This is a genomic window from Nostoc parmelioides FACHB-3921 (assembly GCF_014696625.1).
GTDB classification, from domain to species: domain Bacteria; phylum Cyanobacteriota; class Cyanobacteriia; order Cyanobacteriales; family Nostocaceae; genus Trichormus; species Trichormus parmelioides.
In genome coordinates, this window is record NZ_JACJQL010000034.1 from 63,260 (window position 1) to 74,327 (window position 11,068).

Annotated in this window: 13 protein-coding genes; 2 read left to right on the top strand and 11 right to left on the bottom strand. The window is 43.8% G+C overall.

Translation table 11 applies throughout. The features are described 5' to 3' along the window. Positions 1 to 65: 65 nt before the first annotated feature. The 8 genes from H6G14_RS20580 to H6G14_RS20615 all read right to left on the bottom strand — a co-directional run bounded on the left by H6G14_RS20580 (position 66) and on the right by H6G14_RS20615 (position 5,463). On the bottom strand, positions 66 to 728 hold the full coding sequence (locus H6G14_RS20580) for a Na(+)/H(+) antiporter subunit B (protein ID WP_190569165.1): 663 nt from the start codon (positions 726 to 728) through the stop codon (positions 66 to 68). Continuing rightward, complete coding sequence (locus tag H6G14_RS20585; protein WP_190569166.1) at positions 725 to 1,294, bottom strand: DUF4040 domain-containing protein; 570 nt, start codon at positions 1,292 to 1,294, stop codon at positions 725 to 727. Before H6G14_RS20585 ends, H6G14_RS20580 begins: the two co-directional genes overlap by 4 nt. After that, positions 1,287 to 1,565: a monovalent cation/H(+) antiporter subunit G gene (locus H6G14_RS20590; RefSeq protein ID WP_190569167.1), complete on the bottom strand. Its 279-nt coding sequence runs from the start codon at positions 1,563 to 1,565 to the stop codon at positions 1,287 to 1,289. Before H6G14_RS20590 ends, H6G14_RS20585 begins: the two co-directional genes overlap by 8 nt. Continuing rightward, a complete protein-coding gene (locus tag H6G14_RS20595) occupies positions 1,562 to 1,813 on the bottom strand; it encodes a hypothetical protein (RefSeq protein ID WP_190569168.1) in 252 nt (83 codons plus the stop codon). Before H6G14_RS20595 ends, H6G14_RS20590 begins: the two co-directional genes overlap by 4 nt. Further along, on the bottom strand, positions 1,810 to 2,199 hold the full coding sequence (locus tag H6G14_RS20600; protein ID WP_190569169.1) for a Na+/H+ antiporter subunit E: 390 nt from the start codon (positions 2,197 to 2,199) through the stop codon (positions 1,810 to 1,812). Before H6G14_RS20600 ends, H6G14_RS20595 begins: the two co-directional genes overlap by 4 nt. Continuing rightward, a complete protein-coding gene (locus H6G14_RS20605; RefSeq protein ID WP_190569170.1) occupies positions 2,196 to 3,623 on the bottom strand; it encodes a cation:proton antiporter in 1,428 nt (475 codons plus the stop codon). The genes H6G14_RS20600 and H6G14_RS20605 overlap by 4 nt, the downstream gene beginning before the upstream one ends. Then, entirely contained in the window at positions 3,620 to 3,955 is a 336-nt protein-coding gene (locus H6G14_RS20610; RefSeq protein ID WP_010996011.1) for a cation:proton antiporter subunit C, read from the bottom strand. Before H6G14_RS20610 ends, H6G14_RS20605 begins: the two co-directional genes overlap by 4 nt. Before the next feature lie 386 nt (positions 3,956 to 4,341). Beyond that, positions 4,342 to 5,463 (bottom strand): site-2 protease family protein, encoded by a 1,122-nt coding sequence (locus H6G14_RS20615; RefSeq protein WP_190569178.1) that lies wholly within the window; start codon positions 5,461 to 5,463, stop codon positions 4,342 to 4,344. Positions 5,464 to 5,709: 246 nt separating this feature from the next. Here H6G14_RS20615 and trmB point away from each other — a divergent pair, with 246 nt between their 5' ends. Then, positions 5,710 to 6,348 (top strand): tRNA (guanosine(46)-N7)-methyltransferase TrmB, encoded by a 639-nt coding sequence (gene trmB / locus H6G14_RS20620; RefSeq protein WP_190569171.1) that lies wholly within the window; start codon positions 5,710 to 5,712, stop codon positions 6,346 to 6,348. Positions 6,349 to 6,352: 4 nt separating this feature from the next. On the opposite strand, the gene H6G14_RS20625 is transcribed toward trmB, so the two are convergent. The 3 genes from H6G14_RS20625 to H6G14_RS20635 are packed head-to-tail and all read right to left on the bottom strand — an operon-like array spanning position 6,353 to position 9,802. Next, positions 6,353 to 8,395 carry a hybrid sensor histidine kinase/response regulator gene (locus tag H6G14_RS20625; protein WP_190569172.1) on the bottom strand — a complete coding sequence of 681 codons (2,043 nt, stop codon included), beginning with the start codon at positions 8,393 to 8,395 and terminating at the stop codon, positions 6,353 to 6,355. A gap of 4 nt (positions 8,396 to 8,399) precedes the next feature. Next, positions 8,400 to 8,972: a chemotaxis protein CheB gene (locus tag H6G14_RS20630; protein ID WP_190569173.1), complete on the bottom strand. Its 573-nt coding sequence runs from the start codon at positions 8,970 to 8,972 to the stop codon at positions 8,400 to 8,402. Beyond that, positions 8,972 to 9,802: a CheR family methyltransferase gene (locus H6G14_RS20635; protein WP_190569174.1), complete on the bottom strand. Its 831-nt coding sequence runs from the start codon at positions 9,800 to 9,802 to the stop codon at positions 8,972 to 8,974. Before H6G14_RS20635 ends, H6G14_RS20630 begins: the two co-directional genes overlap by 1 nt. Positions 9,803 to 10,200: 398 nt before the next feature. On the opposite strand from H6G14_RS20635, the gene H6G14_RS20640 reads away from it, so the two are divergent. Next, positions 10,201 to 10,884, top strand: coding sequence for an SDR family oxidoreductase (locus H6G14_RS20640; protein ID WP_190569175.1), 684 nt, complete (start codon positions 10,201 to 10,203; stop codon positions 10,882 to 10,884). Positions 10,885 to 11,068: the final 184 nt, after the last annotated feature.

Consider the following 11,068-nt stretch of genomic DNA (forward strand, 5'->3'; position numbering starts at 1 on the left):
ACCCGCGCAACGCAGTGGCTCCTCCTTGCAGGGGATGCACATCGGGTGAATCGATAATTGTTTGCTTACAACAATCCGCGATAACGAATAAACACCAAAATAGCTGCCCAGGAACCCAATGCAACTTTAAGCGCGACTAGGATATTTAGCAACGGTATTACCCCACCACTGAAAAGAGCGCCCATCTCTCCGTGGGGTAATTCTAGTCCAGACAAAGTGATTACCGCCAGGACGATGAAAACTAAAACCGAAATTTTCTCCCAAATGGCGGCGTGCCAACGCTTGTAAATCGCTTCCATTCGCTCTGGTGATGAGGTAATTGCCACAAGGCCGATTGCCGTTCCACCGGCCACACCAGCCGCAAAGCCGCCACCAGGTGTGAGATGTCCGCGAATAGCTAACTCGATACTTACCAACGAAGTAATTGTTGCTCCCAAACGCGCCAACACAATAGATGGTCTATCTGTGAAACGATAGATGGCGCAGGATGGCCTTTCATTAGCCAGCAAGAAATAAGCGCCCATGATAGCGATTGTAAATACTATTACCTCGAAGATAGTGTCATACAACCGATTTCTGAGAATAATAACTGTCACGGCATTGGGTATACCACCATCTTTAACTATCGATTCCACGATAGAGAAATCAAGTAGTTGTGGTGCAGGATTCGGCAGGACGAGCATTTTTATATAAAGTGCTATCCCGGCGGCAATGTAAATCCATTTCATTTATGTTCCTCCCCTGACTCTAGTGTATTTACGTAGGTGAGGACTGTTGTTGGTGATGAAAGTTCGCTTTGCATGATTTCATAGATGCGTTTCACCCTGATGGCTGTCTGATAGGAGAGGTCTTCAGACCCGTTGTCCTCTTCCAGTTTGCTACAGGTTGCATGGACTTCTTTGTCTATGAGCGCCCGTTCCAAAGCTTGGTTATTGGGGTAGGGAACTAGTTCTAGACGCATATAGCGTTTGCCAAAAATTTTGCGTAACTCATCCATGAGTTGCCCAAAACTGCTTGCAGTCTCAATTACTGGGTCTTCGATGATACCAAGACGCATAACTAAGGATGAACGAACAGCGATCGCATACAAAGTTATTGCCAACATCGTACCTACTAATGCTTCTGTCAAAGCCACATCCGCCGCACCCAAAAGCGTATAGGCTAAGGCTGCCACTGCTCCCAGGATGCCCCTAATTACCAAGGCATGGTATGGGTTAACTTGTACTATTAGTAGACAAGCAGACAATGGTAGTAAAGCGGTAATGATGTAGATGAAGAGATCGTATTTAGTCATCTTTACCCCCATTACTAGAACAGTATGCTAATACATACCCCAGCATTGTGTTCCACATCGCCAAGCAAATGATACCGAGAATGAGCAACGGCCATTCTCTGGGTCTTTGCAAGAGTAACCCAAAGACAATACTAATTGAGCCAAGGGTATCGGACACTGAGAGGGTATGTAGCTTGAATAATAGCGATCGCTTACCCAATAGGAAAGATGTCCCCCAAAACCAGAAAATAATGCCTATAAATATGCAGATATAACTTAAGACATTGATCATATATCATTCATCCGTTTCAGCACATTTGCTAACAGCATTAATCCGGCATTACCTACACTGAGGATAATCACCCCAACAATGCCGATCATCCAATCATCGCGTAATACCGATACCACCAAGATCAGGACGGCCGACTTGGAGGAGATGCTGGACAATGCCAACATTTTTTGCCAAATATGCTCATTCTTCCAAGCCTCATAGATGGGTATGAGCAAAGCCACAATCATTGATATCAATAACAGGTTCATGGCTTTTTCCTCCGTTCAATCCGGTGTACTTCATACCAGCCATCTTCGTGGTATTTCACAACAATGGTTTTTGGTGTAAAGGTAATGATGAATATATCTAGGAATATGAGTCCTGGTGTCCTTCTGGCGGGGACACGTTCCATAACTATTACTTCTTCATCATGGGGAGTGAGGATGATTTCCAATGCTTCCTTATAAGCGATAGGAAATGCCATGATGCTTTGCCACAAAGCTCGTAACCAATCCTTTAATTTTTCCTGGGTTTTATGGTTATGGGGCAATAAGAGCGCAATAGCTACACCGATGATGATATTTGCCACACTCAGATTGGCAGTGAGCAGGAACCAGATAGCCAATCGCAAGAAAATATTTAGATATCCAGTCATGCTAATACCATCCAGAAGAGTAGAACTAACATCAGACTCATAAAACCGACCAGATGCTCAAATTGCTCTAGTACACGAGGGAGTTTAATAGCCAATTTTTGAATAATAAACAAATACACTAGCCAGCCAATGCCAATAGTTGCTAGTGCTTTGATGATGTTGTCAACTGTATAAGCGTCGTAATAAACGATATTGGCGACAACCAGCCCACTGAGCAACAATATGACCCCAGGCCAGAAACCTTGTTTTACCTCATCCTTTCCTCCACGGGGCAGAAATATGAATTTGGCAAAGGTTATAGCCGTTCCCAAGGCCGCAACGTTCATAACAATAACTTGCCAGGGTAACAGATTCTTCATGGTTAACAACTTCGCCCCAAAGCCTGATAACAAAGGGAAGCCGGATATGGATAAACTGGCTATGACTAGGGCAATCCAGACTGAGGTATTAATTGGTTTCTGTTGTAGTTGATTAATGTTTCTACTCGGTAAGTTACCAGCTATCAAAAACAGGACGGACTTTGCTAAACCGTGAGTCAGGGCATAAAAACCGCCCACGCCAGGTGCGGCAATTATCCAGCCTAGCTGGGAAATTGTACTCCATGCCAGCATTCGCTTTGTATCTTTTTCAAAGATGACGTAGGATACCCCCAGCAACGCTGTCCCTACACCAAAGATTCTAATTACAGGGTCAACCTCATCTAAAATCAGCGCACAACGCACTAGGGGATAGACTCCAGTTTTGACAACAACCCCGGAAAGCAAGGCGGAAACTGGTGTTTCTGATTCGGAGTGGGTTAAGGGTAGCCACAATCCCGATACAAATACCCCGCCTTTCACGAGTAGCCCTAAAAATATCAGGGCTAGCGCTTCCGGTGGCGCGCCGCGTAAGGCGGAAAAAGCAAAGGAGTGATTGGTTTGATAGGCCAGTACTGCACCTACCAAATAAAACAACATGGCTACGTTGCTGATGAAGAGATAGCGCAAACCCACCCAAATTGATCTGTCAGTGCGGGGATAGGCAATCAAGAGAAACGCCGCAATCCCACTTACCTCTAGCGCCACGTATAAACTGATAAAATCCGTGCAGGCAAAAGCGGCATTAACGCTGCCATGTAACATCATGGTTTGGGCGTAAAAAAAAGCCGTCTTATCACTTTGCCAACAGTAGAGGATAACGGCGATCGTTACCAGGGCGTTTGTGAGGATAAAGTAGCCGGTTAATTCGTCCAGTGTGAGGGTGACACCGAAGTTATCCAGTAATTTTAGTTCTAGGGGCGACTGAGCCACAAATAACTGCGCTGCGTATCCTGCCGACGCAATAGCGGCACCCAGGGCCAGGTATTTGTCAAGTTTGGGAACAAGATAAATGATGAACCCCAGTAAAAACGGTAGTGTAATCCAGATGAGGGTAATAGTAGTCATGGCGTATTATTCTTCTCGATTTCGTTGCTTTCTAATGTGGGATTATCCCGTGCCAACTTCATGACACCAACCAGCATTAAGGCTTGAATCGAAAAGCCGATAACGATCGCCGTCAAGATAACCGCCTGGGGAACGGGATCGGCATAAGTCCCCTTTTGTTCACTTGCTAAAATTGGTGTGAACAAACCTTCTCTGGAGGCTATCAATACGTAATAGGCGATCACCCCTGTACTCATGACATCCATTGAAATGATCTTCATGACAAGGCTTTTTTTGAGGATGATGCCGAAAAATCCACATAAAATTGTGGCGAATACGCTTGCTTCTAACACAGGAATCGTCTTTTTAGTAAGGGTTAACCGTAGTTATTTGTAAAAAAAATCTATTATTTAAACAAGTTTCACCACAATTAGGGATAAAATTCGCTTACAGCCTTGAAATTGAGTCATTTCCGCAACTTCTAATTAGAAATGTTGTGGTTGCCATGAAGTAAATTTACACAAAATGGGTGTCACACCAATGACTTTTGGTGTTTCTCTGTGATTTTACTGGCGAGTTTACACGGATTTCATATCAAGAATAGGTGGTATCCGGTACCCAAATCAAGAAATTGCCATAGGTAATCCCTATGGACTGCATACATCAAAATAATGATCAAAAAAAATCCCTCAGAAACTCTAAGGGATTTGATAGAAGGAGCGTTTTTTCGATGAGAAAATTATGCAGGGTTAGGTTGGGTTCCGTTTTGCAATAGCTGGATGATAGCGGCTTTTTCTAAAATGCCTAGTAGTACGCCATTGTCAAGAATTACGGGGAGGGCAGACAATTTTTGTTGTTCTAGTAATTGCACTACTTCTAACAATGGTTGATTAGATTTGATGGTGGTAGATTGAATTGGCCGCATCACTTGTTGAATTTGAGTTTCTGTCCAGGATGCAGTAGGGATGTTTCGCAAGTCATCAAGAGCGATCGCACCTACTAATTGTCCTGCGTTGTTGGTAACTAAAAACCGTCGCCAGTTCTGTCCTTGAAGGATTTGATCATCAGCAAATTCTCTGAGGCTAAGATGGGCAGAAACAATAGGGCTATCTGTCGTTACAGCGTCGGCTGCTGTTAAGCCTGTGAGTTTTTCTTGCACTCTGGCAAATTGGGCTGCGTTACCAGCGTTTTGTAGTAAAAAGAAGCCGATTAACAAATTCCATACGTTGGCGAAGCTACCAAAATATAGTATGGGGAAGATACCAGAAGCGATCGCCACCCAACCAAATATTTGTCCTACACGACTAGCAAAGGTGACACCTTTATATGGATTACCCGTTACCTTCCAAACAATGGCTTTGAGGATGTTTCCGCCATCCAAAGGTAAGCCAGGAATCAGGTTAAACAATGCCAATGCTAAGTTTACAGAAGCCAGAACTCCCAGAATCGCCGCCAATGGCCCTGTAGCTGCCGTAGTCACACCAATTGCTGTGACGATACCACATAATAACAAACTGACTAAAGGCCCGGCGATCGCCACCCAGAAGGCTCCGGCTGGGGTTTTTGACTCTTTCTCTAAGCTAGCCAAGCCACCAAAGATAAATAGTGTGATGGAATTAACGTTAATTCCTTGACGGATAGCAACAAAGCTATGTCCTAATTCATGGGCGACGACAGACGCAAACAACAACAACGCCGTCGCCAATCCCAGCACCATAGCCAGCCCCCCAGAAAGTTGGGGAAATTCTGCTGAGAGTCCACCGCTATAACTCCAGGTAACTAAGCCTAGAACTAAAAACCACGACGGATGGATATAAAAAGGAATGCCGAAGAGATTGCCGGCGCGGATTGTGCCATTCATGTCGTTCACCTTGAATTGCAGAGTGCGAGTTTTTGTTCTTGTCTTCACTCGCTGTTCTTAGTGTAACGAAGTATTAAGCAATTTTAATATTTCCAATGGTAGTGGTGTCCGTCTGTTTAGGTGTGGTTTTTGGGATAAGGGACTGGAGATTGGTAGAAAATAACAACAGTCAACGGTCAACAGTCAACCAACAACTAACAACCCCAGATTGCTATATTTAAAGTTGTGATTTCAGGAGTGTCAGCTTTGCCATTTGTTCGCGTTCGTCAGCACGTCAACCCGCTAGCGCAAAAATATCTCACCCCAGCCAATCCTCTGGAATGGGAAAAAGTTTATAGCAATCCGCACCAACCGCTACACCTGGATATTGGTTGTGCTAGGGGTCGATTTGTGCTGCAAATGGCGCAGGTAGAACCCAATTGGAATTTTCTGGGGTTAGAAATTAGAGAACCTTTGGTGATAGAGGCGAATCAGTTGCGTTCTCAGTTGGGTTTAACCAACCTCCACTATTTGTATTGCAACGCCAATAATTCACTACAGCCGCTATTATCCTCTTTGCCTACAGGGATCTTACAGCGTGTGACCATTCAATTCCCCGACCCTTGGTTTAAAACTCGCCACGCTAAACGCCGTGTAGTCCAACCAGAGTTAGTTCAAGATATCGCTAGTTATTTGGCAGTGGGCGGCGTGGTATTTTTGCAATCAGATATGGAATTTGTGGCTGTGGAAATGTGCGATCGCTTTGCTGCTAATCCAGCTTTTAAGAAAGTTGGCACAGGAGAATGGTTAACCGAAAATCCCCTCCCAGTGGCTACAGAGAGAGAAACCACAACCCAGAATCGGGGAGAACCAGTTTATCGGGCTTTGTTTGAGAGAAGCAGTTAAGTATTTACATTGACCCACTTAGTGCTGGGGATAGGTGGAAAATACTGGCCACTACGGAAATTAATTTGTTGGGATCAATCGGTTTGGAGAGGTGATGCTGAAATCCAGCTTCTATAATTTGCTGGCGGTCTTCTTCTCGTGAATATGCGGTTAAAGCGATCGCCGGAATTTCTCCACCTTGTTCTGGTGGTAAGGAGCGCAATCTGCGGATGAGAGTATAACCGTCTTGTTCTGCCATACCAATATCGCTAATCAGGATATCTGGTTTTAATTGGTCGATGACGGCTAACGCAGTCTCGACAGATGAACTGGTGGAGGAAATCGCCCCATACTCTTCAAACAAGAAACCTAAAAAGTTGCGAGTATCGATTTCATCATCAACAATGAGAACTTTTAAGCCTGCAAGGGGGGAAGAGTTAACCCCATCCCCAGAAGAGTTTTCTGTAGTTGCTGGTCGAGGTTTTCTATTTTCTTGGATGAGGGGAAATCTCACGGTAAAGGTGGCTCCTTTGCCCACACCTGGACTTTCTGCCAAAATCGTACCTTTGTGCAGTTCCACTAAATGGCGAACAATTGCTAACCCTAGCCCTAATCCATTATGCGATCGCGTGGTGGTACTATCTGCTTGGCGGAAACGCTCGAAGACTTTAGGCAGAAATTCACTTTCAATACCAACACCTGTATCGATAACTTGGATTTGAGCATGAGTCAAATCATCAGATAATTCATCATTTATCCCTTCTAATCGGATTTCTACCTGACCTTCTTTTGGTGTGAATTTAATGGCGTTAGTCAGGAGATTCCAGACAATTTGCTGTAATCTGGCAGAATCGCCACTAACAGGACTTAAGGTGTAGTCAAGTACAGTGTTGATGGTCATACTTTTTGTATCTGCTAGGGGACGCACTGCTTCTAGAGCCGCTTCCACTACAGTTATCAAGTTGACGGGAGATAAATTTAGCCGCAATTGACCGCGAATAATCCGGGATACATCTAAAATATCTTCTATTAATTGCACTTGTGAATTAGCATTGCGTTCAATTGCTTCCAAGGCTCTGGCTGTGGCTTTTTCATCGAGTTTTTTGGAACGGAGAATTTTTGACCAGCCCAACATGGAAGTTAGGGGGGTGCGGAGTTCATGGGAGAGAACAGCCAAAAATTCATCTTTCATGCGGTTCGCCGCCTCTGCTTCTTGTCTGGCGGTTTGTTCGCGGATTACTTGAGCGCGAATTTCTTCGGATTGCTTACGGGCGGTAATGTCTTCAAGTGTGCCGACATAGCCAAGTAGCTCACCATTACCAGAAAGCATTGGTGAAGAGCGTACTTGCACCCATCGCAGACTACCATCAACTGTTTGAAAGCGGAATTCATCTGAATAGTCGCCGCCTTGATCAATATAAGTAGACCAACTAGCGATCGCTCTTTCCTGATCCTCTGGATGCACGGATTCTAGCCATCTTTTATCTAGACTCTCTGTTGCATCCAAGCCACAGATTGCTTGATAGCGGGGATTGGTATATTTACAACATCCTGTGGTATCGGTTTCAAAAATGCCTATGGGTGAGCAGGTACTCAAGGAACGGAAGCGTTCTTCACTTTGTCTCAGTTCGGCGTTAATCGCCGCTAGTTGCGCCGCTTGGCGTTGGATGGCTTGAGTTTTCTTAAAAAGTTCCACAAATACTGTCACCTTAGAAGTGAGAATATTTGCATCTATGGGTTTGAGGAGATAATCAACTGCTCCTAGTGCATAACCCTTGAATAGCATTTGGTCACTGGTACTAAAAGCCGTGAGAAAGATAATCGGAGTTTGGCGCGATCGCCCACGATTACGAATGAGGGTGGCAGTTTCAAAACCATCCATCCCCGGCATCTGTACATCTAACAAAATTACTGCAAAATCTTGATGCAGCAGACACCGCAAAGCTTCCTCCCCAGAAGTCGCCCTGACTAAATTAGCGCCTAGACGCTCCAAAATTGCCTCTAGTGCCAGTAAATTTTCCACTTTATCATCCACTAGGAGGATGTTAACTTCGGGTTCTGGCTGCATGGGTTCATTTCCGTGTAGAGTAACCAAGATTGACTAGTAGGGGAGAAATCTCTGAAAGTGACACAATCCAGTCTACTGTAACGGCAGATATCGCTGCTGTCGGCATGATGGCACTGGCGGCTGTGGTTGGTTCCTGCACAATAGTGATACCTCCCCTAGCTTTGACTTTTTTCAGTCCTTGCATACCGTCCTGATTAGCCCCTGTTAATATTACACCAATGACTTGTTCCCCATATATATCGGCAGCTGACTCAAACAGTACATCAATAGATGGTCTGGCATAAGAAACAGGCTCATCAGTAGACAGGGCAAAATAACCAGGTTCAACCAATAAATGATAATCAGCTGGAGCTAGGTAAATTTGTCCTGGTAAAATTTCGTCTTTGTCTTCCACCTCTCGAACCGGTAGCAAAGCAGATTCTTGGATCATTCCTCTAAGAGTGTCATCAGAATCTTTATGACGATGTTGAACAATCGCCACTGGAAGTTGGAAGTCAGCAGGTAAATTGCCGAGAACAGTTTGCAGCGCTGATAATCCCCCTAAAGAAGTGCCAATAACTACAATTTTATAAGACACTAGTTAAGCCTCCGGTAGAGTTTCTCACCCTTGGCTATTTCTTCATAATACTGCTCGTAAGGAGTGAATCTAATAGATTCTTGCTTTCCTAAACCCAAGATGCCAAAGCTGCATAAACTGTTGTGAAAAAGTGTGTGTACTCGTTTTTGCAGTATCTGATTGAAGTAGATTAAAACGTTCCGGCAGAATATAACATTAAACTCATTAAAAGAACTATCCGTAGCTAGATTATGCTGGGCAAAAATAATATTTTCTCTTAATGATGCACGAAATATCGCATGGTCATAAGCCGCCGTGTAGTATTCGGAGAATGACTGCTTACCACCTGCTTTTAAGTAAAGTTGAGTATATTCCTGCATCATTTTGAGCGAAAAAATCCCACTTTTGGCATTTTGTAATACTTTCTCATTAGTATCGGTCGCATAAATCCGGCAACGGTGGTAAAGATTTTCTTCCTGTAGGAGGATTGCCATTGAGTAAACTTCCTCTCCACTGGAACAGCCAGCGTGCCAAATGCGGATAAATGGATAAGTTCGCAGGATAGGTACAACTTGATTTCTGAAAGCCAGATAGAAACTGGGGTCACGAAACATAGATGTGACGTTTACCGTCAGATTTAGCAAAAATCTTTCTAGGCAAGTGCGATCGTGCAGTAGTTGTTCTTGCAATGCCGAAATGTTATTTACACCCTCCAAGCGCATAAAGCTGTAAATGCGGCGTTTGAGCGAAGACACAGCATAGTTGCGAAAGTCATGACCGTAGTATTGGTAAATACCTTCTAGTAGCAACTTGATTTCTATATCTTCTAAGCTGGGTTTGGGCAAAATCATAAACAATTCAACATTAAATAATAAGAAAACACTCACAAAGTGAGTTTTTCAGCTATTGATTGCAGAGAGTTTCACAGTTTATTGGCTGATGAAAACTTTAAGATATGAATTTGAGCCAACCAAATTATTATTGACCTAAATATCCTGATTAATAGCTTGATAAAGTACAAATTTTTATTTGGCTATACTAAGAAAAATTTATTTATGTGTTCTTTCATGAAGAAAATAGCTGAAAACAGCAAAAAGCCCCTGAATTATTCAGGGGGAAAACTTCTAGGAAGGTATTTAATATTTACTTATCAGCCAATAGTATGAAATTTATGCGACTTCAGAGAGTTTAATCATTGGCAGTAATAGTATTTTATTGTTGAGCTTGTTGAGGCAATCAAAAGGGAAATATGGTCAAACTCATCCTCATTACTGGTGTCAGCCGAGGTCTGGGTTACGCTTTGACAGAAGGGTTTATTCAAGAAGGGCATACCGTTATTGGTTGCGCTCGTTCCCAAGTTACAGTCGAGAAATTAAGCCACAAATTCGGTTCACCCCACAATTTCGCCGCCGTGGATGTAGCAGATGAGGCACAGGTGAAAGCTTGGGCAGAACTCATATTCAAGGAATACGAACCACCAGATCTGTTAATTAATAATGCGGCAATTGCTAATCAACCAGCACCTTTATGGGAAGTTCCCTCTGCGGATTTTTCCCAATTGATTGATATCAATATCAAAGGGGTTGTACATATAATTCGCCACTTTATACCTGCAATGGTACAGAAGCGACACGGCATTATCATTAACTTGAGTTCCGGCTGGGGACGCTCTACTTCACCTTTAGTTGCTCCCTATTGCGCCTCTAAATGGGCAATCGAGGGGTTAACTCGTGCTTTGGCGCAAGAACTACCTGCTGGGATGGCAGCTATTCCCCTCAATCCAGGGATTATTCACACAGATATGTTGGATATTTGTTTTGGAGAAGAAGCAGTTAATTACCCACCAATTTCTCAATGGGTGTTAAAAGCCGTTCCCTTCATTCTCCAGTTGAAGCCTACAGATAATGGTGTACCCCTGACTGTTCCCAGTTGAAATTAAGGGTTAGGAGCAGGGGAAGCAGGGGAAGCAGAGAGAGCAGAGGGGAAGAACTAATGACAACTGACAACTGACTATCAGAATATAGTGGGAGCGTGAGAACCCCTACGATTTATCGAGGGGATGAAACGCGACTCAAGGGGATTTATCCCCGTGTTTCCTCACTTACCACGCTGGTTTT

Coding starts and splice junctions, on each gene's coding strand:
- H6G14_RS20580 (WP_190569165.1), bottom strand. CDS start 728: ATGAAATGGATTTACATTGCCGCCGGGATAGCACTTTATATAAAAATG.
- H6G14_RS20585 (WP_190569166.1), bottom strand. CDS start 1,294: ATGACTAAATACGATCTCTTCATCTACATCATTACCGCTTTACTACCA.
- H6G14_RS20590 (WP_190569167.1), bottom strand. CDS start 1,565: ATGATCAATGTCTTAAGTTATATCTGCATATTTATAGGCATTATTTTC.
- H6G14_RS20595 (WP_190569168.1), bottom strand. CDS start 1,813: ATGAACCTGTTATTGATATCAATGATTGTGGCTTTGCTCATACCCATC.
- H6G14_RS20600 (WP_190569169.1), bottom strand. CDS start 2,199: ATGACTGGATATCTAAATATTTTCTTGCGATTGGCTATCTGGTTCCTG.
- H6G14_RS20605 (WP_190569170.1), bottom strand. CDS start 3,623: ATGACTACTATTACCCTCATCTGGATTACACTACCGTTTTTACTGGGG.
- H6G14_RS20615 (WP_190569178.1), bottom strand. CDS start 5,463: ATGAATGGCACAATCCGCGCCGGCAATCTCTTCGGCATTCCTTTTTAT.
- H6G14_RS20625 (WP_190569172.1), bottom strand. CDS start 8,395: ATGCAGCCAGAACCCGAAGTTAACATCCTCCTAGTGGATGATAAAGTG.
- H6G14_RS20635 (WP_190569174.1), bottom strand. CDS start 9,802: ATGATTTTGCCCAAACCCAGCTTAGAAGATATAGAAATCAAGTTGCTA.
- H6G14_RS20640 (WP_190569175.1), top strand. CDS start 10,201: ATGGTCAAACTCATCCTCATTACTGGTGTCAGCCGAGGTCTGGGTTAC.